Raw genomic sequence first — 25847 nt, 5'->3', positions numbered from 1 at the left:
GTTATTGATAAGCAGTTGCTACCTGACCGAAGTTTGTTACGCAAGCGACGGCTGCAATTAACTCATCAAGGTTTACGGGTTTCGATAAGTGCTTGCAAAAGCCAGCAGCAAGAGATTGTATCCGATTGTTTGCAGTGGTGCATCCAGTCAGGGCGATTGTCGGAATGTGCAGGTTGTGAGCAAGTTCAAGGGCTTTAATGTGGCGTATCAGAGAGTAGCCATCTTCACGGGGCAAAGCAAGCTCGCTAATCACAAGATCGGGGGGATTGTGCTGCATGATCTTGAGCGCTTCACTAACGCAATCTGCCGCGATCGCTTCAACCCCGTATTCTTCAAATAAGATTATTAATAGGTCTCTGGAGTCCGCATTACTATCGACCACGAGCACTCGCAGACCACTCCGTAACCCGGTTAGACTCCACATAGCAGGGAATATTTTCACAGCAAAAGGGTTTAGTACAACGGATGTAGACAAGACGCACATTCCCCAGGATTCCACAATAAGGCGATAAGGTTTACACCCTAGACTTAGAATAATTCTTAACAAGGGCGGAGTCGGTACGGTTTCGTACGATCAAACAAAATAGCTCAGATATCGTTACCCCTGGCAGTGTATTAGTTGTACCAAATTAGTTGTGCCCAATTAGCTGTGGCAAACCGGGCAAAGCTGGTATAGAAGCTGCCGGAGCTGCTGCCCATCTTCCAGATAAGTCACATACTCGCTTTCACCCATCTGCACGTTTTGCCCTTCTAGCTCAACGCCATACTGCTCTGCCATGATCACAATGGGGGTGGTGCTAGAAACGTCTGCCTCTTGGCGAATGTTACGCCCGATGTCGATAAACTCCTCGATCGATCGCCCAAATTGATTCATCAGAAGCAGGTCAAAAAGTTTGCCTTTCCCCCTGATCCATTGAATTGCGTCTGCTACATCGAGCGTCACGATGACATTGTAACCCCAATTACGAAGGTTCTCGATGAGAATAGGTCTAACGCTGTCATCTGGCTCAACCAGCAAAATAGTTGGCAAAATGGATTGCTTCTGACTCACAGTTTCGCGACCTTACTTCAGCAACACATGCTCCAGTAATCAATACTCTATTAACACATGCTCCAGTAATCAATGCTACGGTACCATACCTGAATTCACTGGTAGAAGGCGATCGTATTCTTCTCTTAAGGTCTGAAAGCATTCACAGGAGTATGCCTCTAACCTTGTTCGATCCTGAATGTGGATGTGCCCCCGGTTGTAGCGAATGAAACCTTTCTCTTGCATAATTTGAGCCCTTTGCGTTACCCCAGCCCGACGGATCCCCAGCATATTTGCAATAAATTCTTGCGTCAGGGCGAGGTCATCTCCCTCCACCCGGTCATGCACTTCCAGAAGCCAACGCGCCAACCGCTGGTCTATCTGGTGCAAACTATTGCAGGCACTTGTCTGTGAGATCTGGGCAATAAAGGCTTGGGTATAGCGCAGTATCACATCGCGCAGGTCTTTGTTCTGATCAAACTCATTACGCAAGATCTCAGAATCGATTCTTAAAGCTTTGCCTGGAATTTGCACATTATAGGTCGTTTGCGTGGTTTCTTGACCTCCCATCAGGCTATTGATGCCTAACACTTCTCGATTGCCAACCATGCCAGTTTCAGCGGTTGTACCATCCCACATAACGATCGTAATTGACAGCGCACAATTGAGTGGGAAGTACAGATGGCGAATCTCATAACCCGGTTCGTGGAGGCGATCGCCCGATTGTAGCGTGACCTCTCTCAAAAAAGGAGAAAGCTTGTTAAATAGTGCCTGAGGCATCGCATTCAGCAAGCGATTTTTAGTCCTCATCACGTTTTGTACTCCATCTTCTATATCTTCTGTATCTTTTATATCTTCTGTATCTTTTATATCTTTTATTTCTTCTGTATCTTTTATATCTTCTGTATCTTCTATATTATGTCTTATCTTGTGGTCAGAAAGCAGACCCCGCACTCCGGTTAGAGATTATCATCCGAAGCGGAAGGAGTTAAGGCAAAATGCACTGAAGAAAGCGCATCCGACCTTCACCTGACCCTTTCCTTTGTCCGATACCGTACTGAAATTTGCTTGCAGAGGGACTATTCTTCGGGGGGGGGTAAAATCTACCTCAGTCAAGATCTGAAACTAATTGCGTTGTCAATCTTGTTGATGCTTGAACCCTTTTACTCTCCCGAAAGAGATGACGTTGGCGTTTTCTCCGATACTTGATTCTCCTACATGCCTATGGTTCCAACATTAGCAGCAACTGAGTTAGAAGACTTGCTGATTTATCTCAGCCAGGTTCATTGCGTTGACCTCAGAGGCTACAAACGCTCTACACTCCTGCGTCGTACACGGGTGCGCATGCAGTGCCTCAAGGTTGAAAATTATCAAGATTATCTTGATTATCTAGAGCAGCAGCCCGATGAGGTGCCCCAGCTCTTAGACACCATTTATATTAACCTCACCGGCTTTTTTCGCGATCGCTTCGTTTGGGATTATCTGGCAAATGAGATTATCCCGCAGATCATTGCGAACAAAGCACCCCACGAACCGATCCGCATCTGGAGTGCGGCCTGTGCATCAGGAGAAGAAACCTATTCACTGGCGATTCTATTCGCAGAAGCCCTGGGCATCGAGCAATTTCAGCAGCGAGTACAGATCTACGGCACAGATGTTGACCCAGATGCCATTCGGCAAGCGCGTCAGGGTTATTATCCCGCTTATGCGATCGAAGCGATTCCGCCTGCCCTACAAGCGCAGTATTTTGAGCATCGTCAGGATCTCTACTGCTGGCGGCAAGATCTTCACTGCTCGATCAATTTTCAGCTTCATAACCTGATTCAAGATCCGCCCCTGCCTCAGATCGATCTGCTGGTTTGCCGCAATCTGCTCATTTATCTCACCCCAGAAACCCAGCTTCGGGTGCTGGCTCGCTTGCATCAGAGTTTAGAGCAAACCGGATTCTTGCTGTTAGGACAGGCAGAGAACCTGGTGACTCCTCCTGAAACATCGCTATTCACGCCGCTTCATCTGCGAGCCAGGGCATTCACCAAAACGCCAGGAACGACCAAGGCTTATCGTGCCGGACGCTCACCCAAGGTAAAGGTATCGGCTCAACTTGCAGCTAATTCACTTGCAGCTAATTCACTTGCAGCTAATTCAGTGCTTCTTGACTCAGTCAGCATATAGCGTGTGAGTTGAGTTTCAATTTCATCGCGCACAATCTGACGATAGTCGATGAAATGCTCTAAGTGAGCGCAGTTGGTCAGGTAATGCTTAAACACGCCTGGGTTATGGCGAATGATAGAAAAGAGCTGTTGCCAAAACTGCCAGCGCGTATTGCGCTTTAACCCCTGTCGCCAGCAAATGAGAAACAGTGCCCGCAGGTCTGCCAGTTCAGGCAGCTTAAACTTTTTCTTGCGATGCTGAGGCGTCATGTCAATAAAGTGACGATAGACCCGCGCCAGGTAGCGATCGGGTTCATACAAATCCCAGAAGCATCGAATGTATTCACGCGCAATTTCTTCAACCGGGCGAGTGGGAACAAAATTAATCAACGTCGTCTGGTGAATATTCGCTTCGTTTCCGGTGTCCAGCAAACGCCCTTCTTTTTGCAAACGATGCGACAGTGCAGTGTTGGGTAACGCTTGCAGCATACTGAAAAGTGCCTGCGGAATTGCAGTTGCCTCTACAAAATCGATAATGCGATCGCCTGCACCCGATTTTTCGCCATCAAACCCGATAATGAATCCTGCCATGACGCGCAGCCCGGTTCGGTTGATGGTTTTCACCGATTCGATCAGCGAGTTGCGGGTATTCTGAAATTTTTGCGTCAGCGATAAACTGTCGGTGTCGGGCGTTTCAATGCCCAAAAAGACCGCCGTAAAATTCGCAGCAATCATCAGATCCAGGAGTTCCTGATCCTGCGCTAGATCAACCGAAGCTTCGGTCGAAAGACTAAACGGATAGCCCCGCTCTGCCATCCAGGGAGCTAACTCTCGCAGCAGCAGTTTGACATTCCGCTTATTGCCAATGAAGTTATCGTCTACCACAAAGATCGATCGCCGCCAGCCTAGGTCATACAAAGTCTGCAACTCTGCCAGCAGTTGAGCCGGGGTTTTTGTTCGCGGCTTCCGCCCATACAGCACAATAATGTCGCAGAACTCGCACTGGTAAGGGCATCCGCGCGAGAACTGAACCGACATATCGCTATAGGCCTTGAGATCAAGCAGGTCAAAGCGGGGAACGGGCGTAAAGGTAACATCTGGCTTTTCACCATTGGCACGAAACACACCCGATGTTTCTCCTCGCTCCAGTGCTTCAACAAAAAGCGGCAGGGTAATTTCCCCTTCATCCAGCACCAAAAAGTCTGCCCCTGCCTCTTGAGCGGCTTCAGGAACAGAAGTTACATAGGGTCCACCTACAGCAACCTGCTTGCCACGACGTTTTGCTTTCTCAATCAGATACAGCATGTCGTCTTTTTGCACGATCATGCCGGAAATGATAATCAGGTCTGCCCAATACCAATCGGCTTCACTTTCATAGCCAACGTTGCGATCGACCAGCCGAAACTCCCAGGATTGCGGCAGAATTGCGGCAACGGTAATCAAGCTTAACGGGGGAAGAGAGACTTTGCGCCCAATCAGTTCCAGAGCTTTATCAAAAGACCAGAACGACTTGGGGAAGAGAGGATACAGTAATAAAACTCGCATAATAATTTACTCAATTCAATCTCGGTTCAATCTTTGTTCAGTCTCGGTTCAAGTCCGGTTCAAGTCCGGTTTAATCCCGGTTCAGTCCCGGTTCAATCTATTCAGTCTTTGTTATCAACATTTGTAGCATTCTCAATTCGCCTCATCATCCTGTGATTCAAACCTGTTATCCAGACCTGTCACTTAGAAAGTAAACCTAAACGTTACTTTATCGGCTACCCTATCGACTACTGCGGGTCAAGTTAAGTTTCTCTTGTTCTGTTTTAGATTCTTTTAAGATTTTGAAATAGACGTTTACACTGTTTACACTTCAGTTTAGGCAACCTTCGCCTGATAATCAACCTGTTCATTAAAAAATCGAGTGCTGTCGCTTAAGGCAGTAACTTTACCCCGTTTGCATACAGCACTCAAATGTTTTGCCTGCGTTTAATCCTGAGCGTTATCCTGCGGTCGGCGGCAGAATGATTCTCTTCGCCAGCCCCAGCTGCTTCAGACTCACGATCGCCCACCAGGTCATATCAATTTCCCACCATTTCCAGCCTGCCTTGGCGACATTGGGATAGGCATGATGGTTGTTGTGCCAGCCTTCCCCGTAGGTAAGAATCGCTGCCCACCACAGATTTCGCGAGTTATCATCTACCTTATGGCTGCGGTAACCCGTGATGTGACTTGCAGAATTAATCAACCAGGTGCTGTGCCAGAGGATCACCGATCGGAAGAAAAGTCCGTAAATCACAAACGACCAGCCCCCAAACAGGTACAGCACAATTCCAAGCGGAACTTGCAGCAGCAGGTAATTGCGATCGAGCCAGCGATAAAACGGATCTTTTGCTAAATCCGGGGCAAATTTGCGGTTGGATTCGTACTCAAAAAATTCTGGACGTTTGCGAAATAGCCAACCCATGTGGCTCCACCAAAAACCCCGTTTTGCAGAGTAGGGATCTTTGTCAATGTCTTCAGTGTAGGTGTGATGCCGACGATGCCCCGCAACCCAAAAGATCGGACCACCCTGTAGTGCCAAAGCCCCCAGAAGGGCGATCGCATATTCCAATCCCTTCGGAACCTGAAAGCTGCGATGCGTCAGTAAGCGATGATATCCCAGACAAATGCCAATACTGCCAAACAACCAGTGCAGAAAGAGGGCAACTCCCAGAGCTGACCAGGAGAAAAACCAGGGGGCTAATAAAGCCAGACCATGAATTGCCGCAAAAAATGCAATGCTCGTCCAATTGAGCATAAGTGACTGATCGTTCTTTTGATCAGCATTAGAAATATTGAAAGTCATGAAAATCCTATTACTACTCTGTCTAGTTCATCGATTACGCTTTTAGCTGACTTAGGGATTGTGCTACTAAAGCTCATCTAGAAATTGAGGCGATTGCACTGCTAAAGCAAGAGCGATTAAAGCAGGAACAATTAAAGCAAGAACAATTACTCTGTTATTTGTCATCAGGGACACACCCAGAAGTTGATTAATTCACTGGGCGGATCACTGGCCACATCACTAAGCAGATCACTGGGCTGACTACAGAGAAGACGATCGACCCAGAAAAGACGATCGACTCTCAATCAGCAATCATTAATCAGCAATCATTAATTAATAATGTAGCCTCTCTGGTGCCGAGCGAGTACGCTCCTAAGACAGAGAAACATTGAGAGGATTAGAAGGTGTACTGGGATACATGTCCTTCGGGATCGTCGCTCCACGCAAGCAGGCTCGATTCAGCTTAGCCGATGCCAGGCTGGTGTCACTTAAGTTGGCATCCACCAGATTTGCGCTTGTCAAATTTGTTTCAGTTAAATTTGCCCCAGTCAGGATTGCACCCGTGAGATTTGCCTGACTCAAGTTTGTTTTGGTGAGATTTGCCTTTGTTAAATTGGCACCGCTGAGATTAATGCCAGCCAGGTTCAGGTTTCTCAAATTTGCTGCCATCAGGTTCAGGTTTCTGAAATCTCGTTGTCCTGCTGAATAGCGGCTGCAAAGTTCTTTAGTATTCATAGTCAAATATTTCCAGAATAAATGAATTCGATCGCCCTTAAACTCAATTCCCAATTATGGTCGAAACTTTCTCTTGCGCTGTTTATGCTTTGCAAGCTCTTTGCGCTTCCGTTTTTCGATTGGGGTTTCAAAATGGCGATGCTTCCTCATATCTGGAAAAATTCCTGCTCTGGAAACTGCTCGCTTAAATCGACGCAATGCTGACTCAATTCCTTCATTCTCACCAGGAATAACTTGGGTCATTCAATTTCCTTATTTAATTAGATCAACTAAGGCTGGTGAAGAAAAATGCTTGCTTCTAAAAAGCCACCAACCAGCCTTAGACTTGAGCGTTCAAAAAGCGATGATTTTAATTCCCGAATTTAGTAGCGTCGAGAAGAATTACCCCGGTTGCCCCAACCGCCGCCGCCACCGCCGCCAGAACCTCTTTCTTCACGGGGTCTTGCTTTATTGACTTTTAGATCGCGTCCCATCCATTCTGCGCCGTCAAGTGCTTCGATCGCGGCAGTTTCTTCTGCATCGGTTCCCATTTCAACAAAAGCAAATCCACGGAGCCGACCTGTTTCGCGATCGGTCGGAAGTTGAACTCGTTTCACCGTTCCGTATTCTTGAAAAACCTGATTCAAACCATCCTCCGTGACCTCGTAGGATAGGTTGCCCACATAAATTGACATAAAGATTCTCCAAAACCATCAATGTAGAGAATTAGATTCGGAGAAACGCTGGTGGAACGAATTACACGCCCGAAAATAAGCCTTACCTAAGACGGTAACACAGAATAAGAAATCGTGGAGAACAGGGGAGGTGACAGAACGATCGCGATTCTTGCCACTTCTGACCCAATGGTGCTGTCTTAATCCTAGCCGGTTAAAGCTGCTCATTATGCTTCAACGTTCAACAATTCAGTGATCCCGCTGATCAAAAGGTCTGGTTCGATCGGCTTTGCCATATGGCGTTGAAATCCGACCTGTTGTGCCTGTTGCTGATCCCCTTCTGAGGCATAGGCGGTCAGGGCGATCGCCGGAATTTGTCCACCTAAAGCGGGTGCAAGTGCCCGGATCTGCCGCATGAGCATATAGCCATTCATCTCCGGCATTCCAATATCGCTGAGCAGCACGTCCGGCGGGGATCGCGTGAGTGCCAAAAATCCTTCTGTTGCAGTCGAGGCAGTCGTGACATTGGCTCCTGCCTGTTTCAAAACAAACGCAACAAATTCTCGCGAGTCCATTTCGTCATCAATCACCAGGACGCGCAATCCGCTGAGAGGATGAGGGGATAAGACGGTGAGGGAATGGGTTGCTCCCCGTTCCCCCGTTTCCCCATCTCTCCCACTCCTTAACAGCGGCAGTTTGACGGTAAACGTCGCTCCCAACCCTTCTCCAGGACTTTCAACTTGCACTGTGCCACCGTGCAGTTCGACAATTTGCCGCACGATCGCCAGCCCCAACCCCAGTCCGCCAAATTTGCGCGTGGTTGAGCCGTCTTCCTGTCGGAAATACTCAAACACATGGGGCAGAAAGGATGGACGAATGCCCACGCCATTATCAATCACTCGAATTTGCGCAAACTGATCGAGCTGACGCAATTCGACAGTCACGTTTCCGCCCGCTGGCGTGAATTTAACCGCATTCGTCAGCAAGTTCCACACCACCTGCTGTAAACGGGCTGCATCGCCAGAAACCGGAGCAATCGCCGAATCAAGGTCAGGCAAGATGTCGATGTTTTTGGCTTCGGCTGCCAGCCGCACCGTTTCGATCGCCGACGAAATCACAAACGCTAAACTGACCGGAGCCGCTGTAAGAGATAACTTGCCCTGCATAATGCGGGAAATGTCGAGCAAGTCTTCAATGAGCTGCGATTGCAGTTTGGCATTTCGTTCGATCGTGTTTAAAGCTTCAGCCTGGCGAGCAGGGGCGAGTTTGCCGGTTTGCAGCAGGCGAGTCCAGCCCAGAATGGGGTTCAGGGGCGATCGCAGCTCGTGGGACAGCACAGCGAGAAACTCGTCTTTGATGCGGTTTGCCTGAGTTAACGCTTCGGCGCGAACCTGTAGCTCGGTGAGCAGGCGCGATCGTTCTAAAGCTGCTGCCACCTGAGCTGCCACTGCCTGCATTAACTCCAGTTCGTCGGGGGTAAAGCGGTCGCGCTGATACGTCCCCAGCCCCAGCGTACCCATCACTCGATCGCCTACGATGAGCGGATGACTGGCATAGGCTCTGATGCCCAACGACTGAAGCGGTAAGGCAAGCGGTTCGGTGGCTTCCAGGGCATTTTCAACCACGATCGGACAGCGACGCTGCACTGCATTGCCACACACTCCCTGACCCAACTCTAAAAATCGAGCGGCGGCAGCAAGGTCTTCTGAAATTCCGCCATAGGTATGCAATTCTAATCGCTGCTGCTCTTCCTGGAAAAAGTAATTGAAGTAAACTTCAAGCTGCAAATGCGCTGCGATTTTTTCAAACAATGTCGCTAAATAAACCTTCGGGTCTTCGACAATCAGCAAATTGCTGGCGGATTCTGCCAACAGTTTAAACTGTTCACTGCTCGCGTGAATCGCCGCTTCTGCCTGTTTGCGATCGGTAATATCTGCCAGTGCTCCCGGAAACGCGATCGGCGTGCCATCTGGGGCATACTCGACCTGACCCCGTGCCTTAACCCATCGCTCTTCGCCAGCCGCGGTTTGAACTCGGTACTCTGCCGTGTACACTTCACCTGTTTCGATCGCCTGTTGAATTTTCGCTGAAACGTGAGGACGGTCTTCCTCGTGCATCGAATTGATAAAGAACTCGATCGGCAATCCTTCTGCCGTGGCGATCGCAACATCTACGTTAAATAAACCAGCAAACGCCGAGTTCACAACGATCCGATTGGCAGAAATATTCCACCGCCAGGTATAAACGCCGCCTGCCACTAAAGCTGCTTCGAGCTGCACATGGGCTTCTCGCAGATCTTGTTCAGCTTTTTGGCGCTCGGCTTCATGCTGCTTCGCGGCGGTAATGTCGCGCGAAATTACGACAAGCTGCACAACTTGCCCGACGGCATCTCGCACTGGCGTAATCACGCTATCCCACCACTTGGGCGTGCCTTTCACAGTCGGAAGATAGCCTTGAAATTGTCCGACATTTCCTTCTGTGGCGGCAGCGATCGCCGCTTGTGCCTTTTCCCGATCTTCGCCCTGCCATCGCTCCAGCCAACGGGTATGCAAAATCGAACAGAAATCATCGATTTCCAGTAGCCGTAGCCCTCCCGGACTGATATAGGAAATTTCGGTGTTTAACGCTAGAAGTTTGATGCAGTCTTGACTGCTCTCTAGAATGCGATCCTTTAGCTCCTCACTTTCTCGTAAGGCGGCTTCAGACTGTTTGCGATCCTGTTCGAGGTGCTTTGCGACGGTGATATCGACAGCAGCCCCGTAAAAAACCTGTTCTTCAGGATAGGGCTGCGCTCTCCACAGCAACCATCGATAAGAGCCGTCTTTGTGTCGATAGCGGTTCTCAAAGGCAAAGGTTTCGCTGCCGGAGAAAAGGGCGTCGGCTTCCGAAACTGAGGGGCGGATATCGTCGGGGTGAACAAAATCAGTCCAGGGGCGAGAAGTCATTTCCGCCTGCGTCCAGCCCAGCATCCGCTCAAAGCTGGGGCTAACCCACTGAAAGTAGCCGTCTGTTTTTGTAATCACCTGCAAATCAGACGCGACGGCAAAAAATCGCTCCTGCTCTTGGTCGGACATTTTGCGATCGGTAGTGTTATTAAAAATGATCGCAACTCGATGGTGGTGCGCCCCCTCTACTTTGAAGACGTAGAAATCGTACCAGCCTTTCAGCGGCTCGGTATAAAATTGGTGGCGTTCGCCAATACCAGTCTGGACAACTCTTCCATAGGTTTCCCACCATTGGGATTCGTACCCTGGGTCAAGCTCGCGCAGTCGTTTTCCTACGAAATCCAGTCCGGTGAGGCGCTGCACAGCCGGATTTGCTTCAAGATAAAAAACATCGATTGGGCGATCGTTTTCGTCGAAAATCACATCTGCCAGAAGATAGCCTTCGTCGATTGACTCAAACAGCCTGCGGTATTTTTCCTCGGATTCGCGCAGGTCTATCTCCGCCTGCTGACGCTCTAGCTCGGTGGCAATGCGATTGGCAAAAACGGTTAACAGAGATTTCGTCAGATGAACGTCCTCTAGCGGCTTGCCATCCATCACGCTCAACAATCCCAGTGGATTACCGTTCGAGTCGAAGAAGGGAACCCCTGCATAGCTTTCGACCGAGAGCAGCTTCAGCAAGGGCGCCTGGGGAAAGAGAGCCTGCACATGGTGCGGATAGCAGCAAACTCTGCCCTGCCGAATCACTTCCCAGCAAGGCGTATCTTGCAGCGGGTATTGGAGATTATCAACAATTTGTCCCCCGGCACAGGTGGCGATCGTTTTCAACTGATGAGCGCTATTCTCATCAATCACACCGATGTAGACATAATCAGTGTTGAGAACCCTGGCAAAATGCTGCACCAATGCCTCGAAAAACGCTTCACCCATCACCGATGCAAGTCCTTGCGTAATCTCCAGCAGGGCGTTGTCCACTTGAGCAACTTTTTGCGCTGCCAGTCGCAATTCCAGTTCATCCACCACCATTGCTGCCAGATCTACCAGAGTCGCTTCTTGCTTTGCAGTCAACGGCTCGTGGGGCTGGCCATCGAGCAAACAAAGCGTTCCCAACTGGAAACCATCCTGACTGATCAGCGGCGCACCTGCATAAAACCGCACCCCCGGTTCACTCTGCACAAAGGGATTACAGGCAAAGCGAGCGTCTTTTTGCGTATCGGGAATAATCAGCGGCTCATCGTTTAAGACGGCAAAGCTGCAAAACGTGGCATCTCGCGGCACTTCACTTGCGCCAAAGCCAACGCAGGACTTAAACCAGGCTCTCGACTCATCAACCAGCGAAATGAGGGCGATCGGCATCTCAAATAGCCGTGCTGCCAGGCGGGTAATGCGATCGAAAGCGGCTTCGGGGGGCGTATCAAGAATCTTGTAGCGATGCAGGGCTGCCAGCCGCTCGGTTTCATTTTCAGGAATAGGAGTGGAAAGCGTGGACGGCAGGGTATCGGTCATAAAGAGCGACGAGGGCAGGGGATGGGAGTTAGCGGGAGTCATGTGCGGTAACGGAGCGATCGCATTCCAGACCGGATTTTGAGGCAGAGCATCGGTCGCACTCCTGCTTCTGGTTCCCCAGATTTACTCAAACACTTCAAACGCTGTTAATGTCCCTATTGTATCGACTTTAACTATATCGGCTCTGTATTATATTAGCTCCGTATCGGTTGCTAAGGATCCGCTGCTCAGTAGTACAACAAAGTAGTACAACAGATTAATACGATCGCGGTGGGAATTCTGGGCAGCACGAGCTTTAAGAGTGGCAATAAGCTTTCTCCTGCTTTCGCTGCGGTAAAAGGTTCTGATATTCCCAGAGCACTTCTCGCTGTCGCGCTGTAAATGGGTGATCCATGAAAGGAATCCCTGATTTGAAAGAGAAAGTTTTACAGAGTTGCGGATTAGTGGGCTGTCGGCTCGTGTAATGGTAGGAGGCTGCAATTCGCTGTCGATTCGAGCGCGGAACCTTACCATGATGAAACACCTGAGCGGCTGCGGCAAAAATAATGGTTCCGGCTAAACCCGTACAGGCTTTCCACTGGCAAGGCGGAACGGCTGCCGCCATCGCGTCATCATCAATAACATAATTTGAGGCTTTGAATGAGCGCATTGAGGGAGTTAAAGATTTGGGAATGTATTCAAAAGGACTATCCTCAATCCCAACATCATTGAGATAAATGCTGATGCGAATAATATTTCGATCGTCTTGATCTCGATGCCATAATCTTGTGCCAACCTGCTTCCCGTCATTCGCCTCTTTTCGGGCAATGACCCCATGATAAGCAATAGGTAAACCAATGCAATTTTCGACAATATTGAGAATTCGATCGTCCAGCCCCCACAAATAAAGCGCTGGATACTCCTTTGCAATCCGGCTGGGATTAACCGGAGCGCAATGCCGAAAACCCTCTTCGTATTCTATCTCCTCCGGATTTGCGAATGCTGATTTTCCCAGATTTTGAATCAAACGGTTAGATGCTTCTTGCAGGGATGGAGTCGAAGAAAAGCACAAATCGTCTAGCGATCGAACAGCAACCCCCTCATGATTAATTTCATCCACAATCTGGCGATCAACCGGAGATAGAGCGGGCAGTTTTTGAGCATATTTCACCTGCTCCAACCGATAGCTAAAATCGGAAGCTGTTTCGGAAATCTTCTTCTGAACTTTATGCAAAATAGGCTTCATATTAAACTTCAACTTATCTTCCAGAGGGTTCTTCCAGGCAAAAAGCTTGCTATTTGGTGAATCGAAGCCGAACTTCTGATAGCAAGACAGCGAATTATCTTGATGCAACCCGGAGAAACGTTATTCCTAACTTCATTCTCAGCTTCATGCTTTGCCTCTTAAAGCAACCAATACCGCAGATAAGCAAAGCTGCCTTGTAGATTGCAGTGGATTGCAAAAGCTGGTGCTGTGAAATGGCTTTAGCACTCCTGTTAAATATGGCTTAACCCTGGAGAAGCAATTTTCTCTGGAAACACAGCCCAACTCCACGAACAATAAATCACATTAATGATTAGATACTTCTAATCTAGTCAGGCAGAACTAGAAATACATCTGACAAATGGAGGACTAACGATCGCGTGAGATCTAGCTTGCGAAGGGCTAATATTTCATCAATTTAGAAGGCGGATTTTATCTTTATAGCAACAGCCTTCCCCTATAATTTCGCCTATAGTTTCGAACTTTCTAGACCATCAAGCCACAATGTTGGTAGATACCAGGTACAGAGCGGAGGAAGTGGCAATGGTGCAGGCAGGATTAACCGCCGGAAGTGGAAGTAAGAAGTGGAAATAAGAAGTAGAAGTAAAAGTTCAATCAGGAGTTCTATCGATCGACAGTCCTTCACTCCTGCACAGACAGCCCCAAATAGAGATAGTTTTTCTTAATTCTGCTTGTGGAAACCTTTATCCAGCTTGCCCCTAGTTTTGCCGCCGTGTTCCTGCTCCTTCTCGGAACCGCCGCGTTGCTCTTTCCCAAACCGATGGCTGCGTTTGTCGGCATTCAACCCATTGCCCCCATTGGCGTTTCTGAAATTCGATCGACGCTGGGGAGCTTTTTTATCGGGTTAGCCGTAGCCTGTTTATGGCTACAGTCGGCGGAGGCATTTACGGTTCTGGGGGTTGCTTCCCTGGGAGCTGCGATTGTCCGCTTAATGTCTAGTGTGGTCGATCGTAGCGTCACCGTTAAGAACCTGGGTGGGGTTGTCACAGAGCTACTGCTGAGTGTGCTGTTTCTCCTAAGCTGGAGTTAATTAATGCCAGATACAGGAAGGTAGGGAGACAAGTCCAGGCTTACCTCCCACACCATTAATCTGTTTTTGTGACTGAACCAGGAATGTTGCACTGAATCAAACAATTGGGAGAACAGCTTCGAGTCATTCGGGTAGAAACTGCCTTGCAACGATCACGAGTTTATCCCCAACCGTCATCACTCAGTGGCCACACGATCGATTAGCTCTTAAGCTAATTAGCTGTTAAGCGTTTCGTAGCGTTCCTGCTCGGCACGGGAATTTCGGGCATTCAGCGTTTCATTCCGCTCTTGTTCCCGGCGAGAGTTTCGAGCATTCAGCGTTTCGTAGCGTTCTTGCTCGGCACGAGAGTTTCGAGCATTCAGCGTTTCGTAGCGTTCCTGCTGGGCACGCGAGTTTCGAGCATTCAGCGTTTCATTCCGCTCTTGCTCCCAGCGAGAGTTTCGAGCATTTAGCGTTTCGTAGCGTTCCTGCTGGGCACGCGAGTTTCGAGCATTTAGCGTTTCATTCCGCTCTTGCTGGGCACGCGAGTTTCGAGCATTCAGCGTTTCATTCCGCTCTTGCTCCCAGCGAGAGTTTCGAGCATTTAGCGTTTCGTAGCGTTCTTGCTGGGCACGCGAGTTTCGAGCATTCAGCGTTTCATTCCGCTCTTGTTCCCGGCGGGAATTACGGGCGTTGAGTTGGTCTTGTTGTCCTTCGCTGATCGTCTGAGAAACTGCTCCAGAATGAACGAAATTGCTAAATGCGGGCGTTGCAGCAGAGACAAGAACGATCGCAGACAGTGTTGCAAAAATAGAACGTCTCATGATTGATACCCCTTGGGTTTTGTTGAATTGAATGTAGATTCAAAAGGATAAACTGAGTTGATAAGTGATCGATTCACTCTCATGACATAATTTCAAACGGAAATAATCGCAAAAGAGATTCTGGTTTGACGCACTGCAACTGGAAAGCGTGTAGTGGGCTAAAGTTGTACAGTCATCGTTTGAGTTAAAGCGATCGCAATTTGATTCAACGATGCACAAATCAAAGCAGACTAGAACAAAATGGTTCCATCAATAAGCAAAAGCGGTACTCTATTGGATGAAGAGGTTGGGTTGGATGAAGGGGTTGGCACACACGTTGGCTGATTGCCGAAATTAACAGACTCACGATCCAGAGAATTGGATTTCTCCATGCGCGTCACGATTGAATGCTGGCGATCGAAACCGAACCGGGGGCGGATGAGTTTAAGGTTGAGCATCTGGACAACACCTCCTACGCTCCGTAATAAAACCGTTCGTGGAATACTTTGCCGTCTCTCCACTGCTGCACCGAGACCTGGTGGTAAGTGCGCTTGCCCCAATCCTGATGCGTGTAATCGTAGAACCACTCGGAGATAATGACGTTTTCGCCAAAGGCAACATTCTTGAGTTCGCCCGCCCGAAACTCGACAATCTTGCTAAAAAATTCCTCTTCTCGTTGACGGTTGGCGTCCTTGCCGATCGTGGGCGGATGTTCGTTTTCTTGCATGACAACATCATCCCCGTAGTACTTCTCAAAGGCTTCCATTGCTTTGCCTGACAGCACTAGATTTTTGATGTCCTCGAAGGCAGCTTTGAGATCAACCGTTGTTTCCAGATTCGTAGTCATGATTGAATGCCTCCAAAAAGGGGTGGATAGAGTAGTTCCAGATTTGATGATTGCGTTTGGAGTGGTTGCATTTGGAGTGATTGCATTTGCAACTAAAACTAAGTTAACACCCTTTAGTTGAAAGTGCAACTATTTTTTTGGCATACTGGGCGTATGAACACTCAACCTCAACTCAATCAGCTTTATAGCTCGGTCTGGCGTTTGTTTCTGACTGCTCACAAACGACTATCTGACCAGATTGAGCAACAATTAGCTCAGGCAGAGTTGCCGCCACTGGAATGGTACGATGTGCTGCTGAGCTTAAAGGAAGCTCCGAATCATCAGCTCCGCCTGAGTGAGCTAGCAGACAAAACATTGCTCAGTCGCAGTAACCTGACTCGCTTGGTCGATCGTCTGGAGCAGGCAAAGTTGCTTTGTCGTAAATCTTGCCCCAGCGATCGTCGGGGAACCTATGCGGCGCTGACTCCTGCTGGGCTGTCGATGCAGGAGCAAATGTGGTCAGTTTATGCAGCGGGCATCGTCGAGTACTTTGCGGCTCATGTCAGTGAATCAGAAGCCAAAACCCTACAGCAAGTTCTCCAGCGTCTTCTGGCGGCGGCAGAAACAAGAGTAGACCCGTGATATCAACTGGTGAATCAGGTGCAGCTCCGAGCAATGAAAGATCGCCCTCCAGATGCAGAAATTGGCTAACTCTGAAGCAGTTCTGCGACCGTCTGCACTAGATTTTCTGGCTCAATGGGCTTGGAAAGATGCCGCTGATAGCCTGCTGCCATTGCCTGCTGATAATTAATTTCCCCGGCATAGGCGGTGAGGGCGATCGCGGGAACCTGTCCGCCCTGCTCTAGGGGCAGTGATCGAATTTGCTGCATTAGCATATAGCCATCCATATCCGGCATGCCAATATCACTGAGCAGCATATCCGGCGGGGATTGGGTGAACATTAAGAATCCTTCGCTAGCAGTTGAGGCAGTTGCTACCGTTGCGCCTGCCTGCTCCAGCACAAATGTCACAAATTCACGGGAATCTATTCCGTCATCAATGACTAACACCTGGATTCCATTCAGGTTCAGCGATGATTCAGTAAGGGGGCGATCGGAACTTGCCGTTGGCGAAGAAGACATCAACGGCAGCTTCACCGTGAACATTGCGCCCAACCCTTCACCCTCACTCTCGACTTTTACAGTACCACCGTGGAGTTCGACCAGATGACGCACGATCGCCAATCCCAGTCCTAACCCGCCAAATTTCCGGGTGGTTGCACCGTCTTCCTGGCGGAAATAGTCAAACACATAAGGCAGGAAATTTGACGGAATGCCTTTGCCACTGTCGCGAACGGTGATTTGCGCTTGACCGTCTACCGGTTCTAATCGCACCTCGACTTGTCCCCCAGCAGGCGTAAATTTGACGGCATTCGAGAGCAAGTTCCACACCACCTGCTGCAAGCGAGTAGCATCCCCAAAGACCTGCCCGACTTCAGTATCCAGATGGGCTGCGACTGAAATAGATTTTGCTTCTGCGGCAAGACGCACTGTTTCGATCGCTGATTGAACCGTGGCAGCTAAATTGATTGGACTGACATTGAGGCTGAGTTTGCCCTGAAGAATGCGGGAGACATCGAGCAAGTCTTCAATCAGTTCCGCCTGGAGTTTGGCGTTTCGTTCGATTGTGCTGAGTGCCTGGAAAGTTTTAGCAGCATCCAGTTTGCCCGTTTGCAGCAGCCTTGCCCAGCCCAGAATGGGGTTCAGGGGCGATCGCAGTTCGTGGGAGAGAACCGCGAGGAATTCGTCTTTGATCCGGTTTGCTGCCTGTGCTTCTTCACGGGCCATTTCTGCGTTCGATCGCGCCTGCTGTTCGGCTTCATAGAGCCGGGTATTTTCGATGGCGATCGATGCCATTTGGGCAAGCTGCACCAGGATAGACTCATCGGTTTCGGTAAACTCGCCTTCGTATTTGTCCGAAAGCTGGAGCAATCCAATGTTCTGTCCGTTGCGTCCGATCAGGGGAGCCGCGAGCCAGCCGCGCATGGGGGGATGTCGGTCTACTGCTTCGCCAAATCCTTTCCAGTGCGGGTGAGCCTCTAGTTCGGCTTGGGTCATTCGCAGCGGGCGATTCAGATGACAGACGCAGGCATAAATGCCCGTTCCATTGGTCAGTTCGTTGTAGTCTCGCCACTGAGCATACTTCTCTGACAGGGAAACGGCAGTAATTGCCTGTGCCCAGTTCTGGTTGATGGTCAGACTGGTAACAGACTGGTGAGCACCGATAATCGCAGCCGCCTGATCAGTGACGACTTGCAGGACTTCTTGCATCGAAAGAGCAGAATTGATGCTAAGTGCGGCGATCGTGAGCTCCTGCGACTGATTTACATAATGACGTTCACGCGCCAGTAAAGCTTCACGTTCCAGCTCGGCTTGTTTACGAGCGGTAATGTCCCGCTGAGTGCCCCAGACACGCACCAATTTCCGGTTTTCAATGATGCCAATCAGGTTATTCAAAAAAATCTTGGGATTCCCCTGTTGATCGACCTCGTAAGACTCTGCATCACTGAGCCGAAAGCCGCCGCGAATAAAGGCACGTAAATACTCCAGATTGCGAGAGTCTGCTGGCGCAAAAAAATCCGTTAGCCTTGCTCCAATGAGATCTTGAGGAGAGGCAACGCCATACATCTCAGCAAACCTCTGGTTGCACTCTGCTAGGTAAGCGTGTTGGTAGAAGCATTCTAGCTGCTCTGCCTCAGGGCGATCGATTTCGATGGGTTGCTCGACTTCAAAACGCCAAATGCCTTCTGAACTCTGCTGCACAAAGGCTCGATAGCGTTCTTCACTTCGTTCTAACGTTTGGGAGACTTCTCGCCGCAGTTGTGCCAGCTTCAAAGTCGCCTCCACGCGCGCCAGCAATTCACGGGCAGAAAAAGGCTTGACCAAATAGTCATCGGCTCCCGCTTCGAGTCCTTCAATGCGAGCCTCTTCCCCAGCACGGGCAGACAGCAGAATAATGGGAATTTCTCTGGTTTGTGGGTCGGTTCGCAAGGCTTGCAGCAAACCAAAGCCGTCCAGGTTGGGCATCATGACATCCGTGAGAACCAGATCAGGAGGTTGCTGACGAATTGCAGCCAGAGCCAATGCCCCATCTGGGACTGCTTTGACTTCGTACTGCTGACTCAACAACCGCCGCACATAGTCGCGCATATCGGCATTGTCGTCGGCAAGGAGAATGCGAGCGGCAGCGGCAGGGGAAAGGGAAGAGGGGGGAATGGGGAGTGAGGCGGTGGAGAGTGGGGGAGATAGGGTTATGACTGATTCGTTGCCTGTGCTTACCTCCGATAGCCAGCGAAGGGCTTCTTCCAGGTAGGGGTTCGAGTTGAGTGCCGTCGAGACCAGGGTGCGAGCTGCGCTTAGGCGATCGGCTTCGCTGTGTTGTAGGCGTTCGGATGGGAGATGAGCCGTTCCCGTGGGAACAGAAAGGGTAAAGCAGGTTCCTTGTCCTTCGATGCTCCTCACGGCGATCGTTCCACCATGAAGCTTCACCAATTCCTGCACCAGAGAAAGCCCGATTCCCGAACCTTCAAAGCTTCGTCCCTGTGCGCCTTTCACGCGATGAAACCGCTCAAATAAATGGGGTAGCTCGGCAGCGGGAATGCCAATACCCGTATCCCGCACCTGCAGTTCAACGTGGTCGTGCTGCCACTGTAAGCTAACCGCAATTTCGCCTGCGAAGGTGAACTTCAAGGCGTTTGAGAGCAGGTTAAACACCACCTTCTCCCACATTTCGCGATCGACATACACCCATTCCGGGAGCGGCGGACAATCCACCAGCAGCCGCATTCCTGCCCGCTCAATCACCGATCGAAACACTGAGGCTAATTCTGCGGTGAAGGTCGCTAAATCGGTGGGTTCATAGGAAGCCTGCACCCGTCCCGCTTCGATCCGGGAAAAATCTAGCAGCGTATTGACGAGCTTAAGCAATCGCATCCCATTGCGCTGCACCGTTTGAATGCGCTCCTGCTGGTTTGACGACAAGGGTTCGTCTGGATCGTTTAGCGCATCCTCAGCCGGAGCCAGCATCAGGGTCAGGGGTGTGCGAAATTCGTGGGAGACGTTGCTAAAAAAGACAGTTTTGGCGCGATCGATTTCTGCGAGTGCCTCTGCCCGTTTGCGTTCTTCCTCATACGCCTGAGCATTGGCAATACTCGCCGCAATTTGACCCGCCACCAGATTGATAAAGCCCTGATAGCTATCGTCAAATAGCCGCAGAGGATTTAGCCCAACCACTAAGACTCCCGCTCGTCCGGTTTGTCCAGAAGGGGCAATGGGTACGGCAACGGCTTGATGGGGCGGACGCTCCCAGGCTCCCGTGGGGAGATGACTCCATCTCGCAGTTAAGTCACGGATTAAAACGTTTTTTTGCGTTGCCAGCACTTCAGCAAGCGACCAAGCAGAGGGAGAGTCTAGATCAGCAGTTTGCAGCACCGCAGGATGACCCGGATCAATGCCGCTTGTCCCTGCTAAAACAATCTGCTGCTGGTCGGGATCGACCAGATAAATCATCGCAAAGGGCAAATCATAGGGATTGCTATACAGAGCTTCGATGCTGAGACTGCAAGCCTGGTCAAAGGTGCGGGCATCTGCTGTTTTTGCAGCGAGTTCTCGCAGCAGTGCGAGTTGACGTTCGCCCACAATTCGCTGAGTGTCGTCGGTACAGGCGCAAAGCAGCCCGCCAATATCCTCACGATCGCCCGGAATGGGGCTGTAGGAGAACGTCACATAGGTTTCTTCCGGGTAGCCTTTGCGCTCCATAATAAAGGGCAAGGCTTCGTCAAACGTTCCCTCGTTTTTGTGAATCACCGATTCGATTCGGGGTTCAAGCTGATCCCAGACTTCGCGCCAAACTTCAGTTGCAGACTGTCCCAGCGCAGCGGGATGCTTGGCGTGGAGAAAATCTCGGTAGGCATCGTTGTAGAGATTAATCAGGTCTTCGCCCCACCAAACAAACATGGGTTGACGTGAAGTCAGCACAATCCGCAGCGTCGTTTTTAAGCTCTGTGACCAGGTTTCGACCTCACCCAATGGCGTTTTTGACCAGTCCATCTGGCGCATCAGGCGCCCCATCTCGCCACCGTTGGCAAACAGATTGTTGGAGATTGAAGCAGTATCCATAGCGGGCGGAGAAGTGGGGGAATCGATCGAGCGTTAATTCAGTTTGGCAAGTTGGACAACCGGTTAAATGTTGCTGAACAAATCTTTCTCAGCGTGATTCTGTTTATTCGCGGGTTCACTGAAGCAACCCATCAGCCAATGACGGAATCCGATTGGCAGCAAGGTCTTTAAAGAATAATTATTATTACCGGATCGTGCAAATCTATCTTTAGGTAGGGGGGCAAGAGATTAGGTAGAGGGGCGAGATATCGATGCCATTCTGCCCCTTACCGCTGCTGCTTGCACAGGTGTGATATTACGATGCCGGGTGAAAGCAGTTAGACAAAAAATTCCCCGAAACGTTAAATGCTCCGGGGAAGGCAATGCTCATCAGGTTTAACAGATTAGAAAATTAGATAAAATTGAGATCAGGATTCAGCGGGTTGATAAATTCCCCACTCTGAGATTCCACGATTGCTAAGGATTTCTTCTGCCGGGCGAATCTCGTCCTCAGTTCCTTCCACCATGATCAGGTACTTACCGCCTTGCAGTTCGTCACTATATGCCCGGGCTTTTTCGTCTGGAATTCCCATCTTAATGAGTGCTTGAACTAACTGATTCGCTGCAACTGCCGCAACTCCTGTACTTGCTACCGTGGCAACCATCGCTGCTCCTAAACTTCCGGCGGCAATGATAACCCCAAGTCCAGGGAGAGCTAAGCTCGATAGCCCTAATAGGGTAAACCCGGTCGCACTAATCGTCGCAGTATCCCCGACGATCGCGTTTGCTTTATTAACTTTGGTGTCTCCCAGATGGTCGCTAATCTCAACCTCACCAACTGTTTTGTTTTCCAGGTGTTTTCCGACCACTGAAACCTGGCTCATTGGAAAACCAGAATCGTTCAAGTGATTTAGCGATTCCTCAAGGTCCTCACGTTTCGTGAATATGCCAATTGCACGTTTTTGCTGAGTTAAAACCATTTTCTCCTCCGGACTCAATCAACTGCATTAATAAAGACTGATTCTCATCTTTTTGCATTGGCGATATTTTTACAGACTTGACAAAGCCATTCATTGATCTGGGGAAGGAGTTTAAAGGGTTATCAGAGAATCTTCTTGTCTAATACTCGCGTCATCGTTTTTAATTTCCTAAAAATTAATTGCTAAACCGTTTTAATCCTTAAGATGAGTGAATTCAATTCTCCAGTGGCTTAGCATAAATAAAGAGCTTAATCGCACTCCCGTAATCATTTTGGCTTCTTACTGGACAAGGCGTAGTTTTCTCCAATGTGGAATTGGGGCTGCTTTGGCGATCGCCCTTAAGGAGGAATTGCTTTGCAGCATCCCTTCTCATCTCATCGGCTATGTAAAACGAGACAGATTCCCAATGAAAACTGTGAGACCAGAAAGTTTCGCGACAGCAGGGCGGCTACAGGCTCGCCCCACTCAGCCCACCGCAACAGGTTTTCCCGGACTGCATCCCCTAAATCTAGAGCGTCAGCGCGACGGATTAATCTATGTGCCGCCAACCTATCGAGCAAATCAGCCCGCCCCGCTATTGCTCATGCTGCATGGTGCAGGTGGCGACGCAGAAGGGGCACTGAGAATCGTTCGGGAATTAGCAGATCCTTTTGGAATGATTGTGTTAGCGGTAGACTCACGCCAGCAAACCTGGGATGTGATTATCAACGATTACGGTCCTGATATTGCCTTTCTCGATCGTGCACTGGCTCAAACCTTCGATCGGTATGCAATCAACCCAGATCAGGTGGCGATCGCAGGATTTTCAGATGGCGCGTCCTATGCCCTTTCCGTCGGCATTACGAACGGCGATTTATTTCCCCACATTCTTGCCTTTTCACCCGGATTCATGACTCCTGCCGCGCGGAACGGAATGCCTCGCTGTTTTATTTCCCACGGTAATCGAGACACGGTGCTGCCGATCGATCAATGCAGTCGTCGAATTGTGCCGCAGTTGCAGCGAGCAGGCTATGACGTGGTGTATCGCGAATTTGATGGTCCTCATACTGTACCTGGGACGATCGCCCGCGAAGGCATTAACTGGTTTACAGCTTGATTAGAAAATGAATACAGGAATGATTTCAAATCGATTCAGCGATGGGATAAAAGGGTTTGGCATGAAAGAGCTTGGGACAAAAGGGTTTGGAATAAGCGAGTGTATGGGATAAGAGAGAGCTTGTGAATTGTGCTGGCGATCGCGCTGTAAAACGAAACGACGAACGTTCAGCAAATGAATTCAAAACATAAGCCAATCTAAATTTTGGAATTGGGAAAAACGCCAAGCGAAACTGACTCAGAAAAAAGATTTACTGGTGCGGCTCGATGAAATTATTCTTTGATAAGCAATTTCGCCCCACGTCAGAACTAATTTATAAGAACCAATTCATAGCAAACCACGCAAGAGCAATGCGAGACGGAAAGCGATAGATGTCGGGATGATGTTCAAACTACTGCTCCTGCAAAAATTGATCCTGCAACAGTTTTATAACAATGCTGTATAACAATAAAAGGGATTGCTGTGAATGAAGTTGCTGATGTCTTAACTGGAAATTCAATGAGCGCGATCGAGTGGATACTTACAACTTGGGCAGTGCTTTCTTGCCTTGCTTGGGGCTTAAGCTACCTCAAAGCGGTTCATGGAGTTCGATCGATACGACTGCTCAAGCAGTTGCAACCACAATCGCCTCAAACCTTTCCAAGGCTTAGTATTATTATCCCAGCTTGTAATGAAGGTGACACCCTTGGGCAAGCCTTGACGACGCTTCTCAAGCAGGACTATCCCAATCTAGAAATCATCCTCATTAACGATCGCTCCACCGACAACACAGGCGACATTGTTGACCAGTTAGCGAGCCAAGACGATCGCATCGTGCCTGTGCATATCACTCATCTGCCTCCAGCATGGCTGGGAAAAGTTCATGCGCTGCATCTTGGCAGTCAGAGGGCTACGGGAGATTGGCTTCTCTTTACGGATGCAGACGTTCATTTTCAGCCGGGTGTTTTGAAGAAGACGATCGCCTTATGCCTTGAAGAGCAGCTTGACCATCTTTCCGTAGCAGCTGAGGCTTATAGCCAGTCGTTTTGGCTTGATGTAACGCTGGCTGCCTTCGGTCTCCTGTTCTTGAATAGTATCAACGCCTCTGAGATCGGCAAACCCGAATCGGACAGTTTCGCTGGCAATGGAGCCTTTAACCTGGTGCGGAAATCTGTTTTTGATCGAACCGCTGGGTTTGCTTGGCTGCGAATGGAAGTTGTTGACGACTTAGGACTTGCGCTGATGATGCAGCAGGCTGGAGCGCGGAACTGCTTGGTGTTCGGAACTGATGAGATTGGTTTAACCTGGTATCCCTCTTTATCTACAATGGTGCGCGGCTTAGAGAAAAATCTCTTTGGTGCGGCTGCCCATTATCGCTATTCCAGTTTGTTTATCACGGTGGTGCTGCTCTGGCTGCTTAATCTGGGTTGGGTTGTTGCAATTCTACAGCAACCAGGATCCTGGCTGTGGGGATTTGGGATTGCTGCCTATGGATGTTTGCTGCTTTATGCTTGGGCGGTGTGGGCTAAGCTAAGGCGTTTTACCTTTGGCATGTTGTTGATTCCAGTCGGGCAGCTCATTCTCTCGGTTATCCTGCTGCGTTCAGCGTTCTCCTGTTGGCAACAGCAGGGCATTGTTTGGCGCGGCACTTTATATCCTTTGCAGCAGTTGAAGGATGGGCAGCGAGTCAAAATTTAGCGCATTGAGCGTATTGATATTACGCCGAATCGTCTGATCTGAGTGAACACGGCAGCGAAACTATCCGCAATCACCCAACAAATGTTTCCTACTCCAGGGGGAGTCGCCCCATCTTGTTGGACAGGAAACTTATCTTAGGGGTATATAGTGGGCTGGTCAATCTTGCTCAAAAGAATTTTCTTAATGATTAGCCAAACTTGAGAAGATTATGACGATGCTACAAGGTACTCCGTGGCTATTGGCTCATCGATCGATGCTGAAGCCAAATCAGCCTATGAAAGTTTCGCTGTATGGCAACGATTACGTCTTATGGCAGGATGACAACGGGAACATCAGTGCTTTGCCCAACGCCTGCCCTCACATGGGCGCAATGCTCTCTGAAGGCTGGTGTGTTTCTCGTTCAGATGGGCGCAGTGCGATCGTATGCCCATTTCATGCTTTAGAGTTTGACCATACCGGATGCACAGTTTTACCCGGATCAAACAAACCTATAAAATCGCTGCTGAAGCCGTTAGAGCTAATTGTTCAAGGGGACTTCGTTTGGTCGTATGGTGGGGTCGAGCCAAAGATTTCGATTCCGAATATTCTGAATCAAATTGCAGCCGAATATGATTTTATTGGCTTTGTTGCTGATTGGAGCGTTAAGACTGATTTGCTGTCGATGCTATTAATTATGCACGACTACAATCACCCCAACGGAACCCATCGTGCATTATTTGAAATTGAAGAAGTACACTTCAAAAAGTTTATTGATAACGGGCTACATTCCCATGCTTACTACGACACCCCAAGAGCAAAAAACAAATTTCAGGACATCTTAAAGCATCCGGCTATTCTAGCACTGCCAAAAGTTCTGAATATTCATGTCGAAAACTTTTTTCCTGCGATCGTCATACTACACGAAGACGCCTCGCTCGGAAGCGTGAAGCAATGCCATCTCTTTGTTCCTGAATCCGAAACGCATACCCGCACTTATGTTTTAATGTTTGGAAAAGCAAAGTATCCGATCGCCAATTTAGCAAAACACAATTTTCTAAAACTGGTAGGAACCGCTGTCGAACAAGATACTGATATTTTAAGCAAGCTCTATCCTAATAGCCCTAAGCGTATCAAACTCAATAACGAAGTTGGAATGGATTGGGTGAAACGAAACTTTGAGAATTTTCCGGCGATCGTCGAGCCAAATTTATCTCAATAAGCAGTGACTT

General features: G+C 49.3%; 20 protein-coding genes. 6 read left to right on the top strand and 14 right to left on the bottom strand.

From position 1 onward, the window contains the following. Position 1 precedes the first annotated feature (1 nt). From NDA02_RS08445 to NDA02_RS08435, 3 genes are all read right to left on the bottom strand, one after another. Positions 2-484, bottom strand: coding sequence for a response regulator (locus tag NDA02_RS08445; protein ID WP_348254791.1), 483 nt, complete (start codon positions 482-484; stop codon positions 2-4). Between the two features lie 159 nt (positions 485-643). Beyond that, positions 644-1051, bottom strand: coding sequence for a hypothetical protein (locus tag NDA02_RS08440; RefSeq protein ID WP_348254790.1), 408 nt, complete (start codon positions 1049-1051; stop codon positions 644-646). A 75-nt stretch (positions 1052-1126) separates the two neighbouring features. Further along, on the bottom strand, positions 1127-1984 hold the full coding sequence (locus NDA02_RS08435; protein ID WP_348254788.1) for a Crp/Fnr family transcriptional regulator: 858 nt from the start codon (positions 1982-1984) through the stop codon (positions 1127-1129). A gap of 270 nt (positions 1985-2254) precedes the next feature. On the opposite strand from NDA02_RS08435, the gene NDA02_RS08430 reads away from it, so the two are divergent. Next, the gene (locus NDA02_RS08430; protein ID WP_190793904.1) at positions 2255-3202 is read left to right on the top strand and encodes a protein-glutamate O-methyltransferase CheR; all 948 of its coding nucleotides are present in this window, start codon (positions 2255-2257) and stop codon (positions 3200-3202) included. On the opposite strand, the gene NDA02_RS08425 is transcribed toward NDA02_RS08430, so the two are convergent. From NDA02_RS08425 to NDA02_RS08395, 7 genes are all read right to left on the bottom strand, one after another. Then, positions 3127-4725, bottom strand: coding sequence for a B12-binding domain-containing radical SAM protein (locus tag NDA02_RS08425; protein WP_190793905.1), 1599 nt, complete (start codon positions 4723-4725; stop codon positions 3127-3129). The genes NDA02_RS08430 and NDA02_RS08425 overlap by 76 nt on opposite strands. Before the next feature lie 439 nt (positions 4726-5164). Then, entirely contained in the window at positions 5165-6010 is an 846-nt protein-coding gene (locus tag NDA02_RS08420) for a fatty acid desaturase (RefSeq protein WP_190789579.1), read from the bottom strand. A gap of 351 nt (positions 6011-6361) precedes the next feature. Further along, complete coding sequence (locus tag NDA02_RS08415) at positions 6362-6724, bottom strand: pentapeptide repeat-containing protein (protein ID WP_348246868.1); 363 nt, start codon at positions 6722-6724, stop codon at positions 6362-6364. Positions 6725-6778: 54 nt separating this feature from the next. After that, the gene (gene rpsU / locus NDA02_RS08410) at positions 6779-6967 is read right to left on the bottom strand and encodes a 30S ribosomal protein S21 (protein ID WP_190793732.1); all 189 of its coding nucleotides are present in this window, start codon (positions 6965-6967) and stop codon (positions 6779-6781) included. Between the two features lie 119 nt (positions 6968-7086). Continuing rightward, positions 7087-7398 carry an RNA-binding protein gene (locus NDA02_RS08405; protein WP_190793731.1) on the bottom strand — a complete coding sequence of 104 codons (312 nt, stop codon included), beginning with the start codon at positions 7396-7398 and terminating at the stop codon, positions 7087-7089. 206 nt (positions 7399-7604) lie between these two features. After that, positions 7605-11870 (bottom strand): GAF domain-containing protein, encoded by a 4266-nt coding sequence (locus tag NDA02_RS08400; RefSeq protein ID WP_348254786.1) that lies wholly within the window; start codon positions 11868-11870, stop codon positions 7605-7607. Positions 11871-12123: 253 nt separating this feature from the next. Beyond that, the gene (locus NDA02_RS08395; RefSeq protein WP_348246866.1) at positions 12124-13053 is read right to left on the bottom strand and encodes a hypothetical protein; all 930 of its coding nucleotides are present in this window, start codon (positions 13051-13053) and stop codon (positions 12124-12126) included. 712 nt (positions 13054-13765) lie between these two features. Here NDA02_RS08395 and NDA02_RS08390 point away from each other — a divergent pair. Continuing rightward, complete coding sequence (locus NDA02_RS08390; RefSeq protein ID WP_190792112.1) at positions 13766-14122, top strand: DUF4345 family protein; 357 nt, start codon at positions 13766-13768, stop codon at positions 14120-14122. A gap of 215 nt (positions 14123-14337) precedes the next feature. Here NDA02_RS08390 and NDA02_RS08385 read toward each other — a convergent pair whose 3' ends face one another. Together NDA02_RS08385 and NDA02_RS08380 are read right to left on the bottom strand one after the other, a co-directional pair. Then, complete coding sequence (locus NDA02_RS08385; protein ID WP_348254785.1) at positions 14338-14925, bottom strand: hypothetical protein; 588 nt, start codon at positions 14923-14925, stop codon at positions 14338-14340. A 451-nt stretch (positions 14926-15376) separates the two neighbouring features. Then, positions 15377-15751, bottom strand: coding sequence for a SnoaL-like domain-containing protein (locus tag NDA02_RS08380; protein ID WP_190792110.1), 375 nt, complete (start codon positions 15749-15751; stop codon positions 15377-15379). 153 nt (positions 15752-15904) lie between these two features. Between NDA02_RS08380 and NDA02_RS08375 the strand changes: the two genes are divergently transcribed. Next, positions 15905-16372 carry a MarR family transcriptional regulator gene (locus NDA02_RS08375; protein WP_190792109.1) on the top strand — a complete coding sequence of 156 codons (468 nt, stop codon included), beginning with the start codon at positions 15905-15907 and terminating at the stop codon, positions 16370-16372. Positions 16373-16437: 65 nt separating this feature from the next. Here the strand turns inward: NDA02_RS08375 and NDA02_RS08370 are convergent, their stop codons facing one another. Then, positions 16438-20907: an ATP-binding protein gene (locus NDA02_RS08370; RefSeq protein ID WP_348254783.1), complete on the bottom strand. Its 4470-nt coding sequence runs from the start codon at positions 20905-20907 to the stop codon at positions 16438-16440. A gap of 407 nt (positions 20908-21314) precedes the next feature. Further along, complete coding sequence (locus NDA02_RS08365; RefSeq protein WP_347277877.1) at positions 21315-21770, bottom strand: hypothetical protein; 456 nt, start codon at positions 21768-21770, stop codon at positions 21315-21317. 502 nt (positions 21771-22272) lie between these two features. On the opposite strand from NDA02_RS08365, the gene NDA02_RS08360 reads away from it, so the two are divergent. The 3 genes from NDA02_RS08360 to NDA02_RS08350 all read left to right on the top strand — a co-directional run bounded on the left by NDA02_RS08360 (position 22273) and on the right by NDA02_RS08350 (position 25837). Further along, positions 22273-22962, top strand: coding sequence for an alpha/beta hydrolase-fold protein (locus NDA02_RS08360; protein WP_190791679.1), 690 nt, complete (start codon positions 22273-22275; stop codon positions 22960-22962). 462 nt (positions 22963-23424) lie between these two features. Then, on the top strand, positions 23425-24639 hold the full coding sequence (locus NDA02_RS08355; protein WP_348246862.1) for a glycosyltransferase family 2 protein: 1215 nt from the start codon (positions 23425-23427) through the stop codon (positions 24637-24639). A 214-nt stretch (positions 24640-24853) separates the two neighbouring features. Further along, entirely contained in the window at positions 24854-25837 is a 984-nt protein-coding gene (locus NDA02_RS08350; protein WP_348247017.1) for a Rieske 2Fe-2S domain-containing protein, read from the top strand. Positions 25838-25847: the final 10 nt, after the last annotated feature.

It is taken from the genome of Leptolyngbya sp. ST-U4, assembly GCF_039962215.1.
Taxonomy (GTDB): Bacteria; Cyanobacteriota; Cyanobacteriia; order Elainellales; family Elainellaceae; genus Leptolyngbya_A.
Note: the sequence above shows the minus strand (reverse complement) of the source record. Positions and strands in the feature narration are given on the sequence as shown.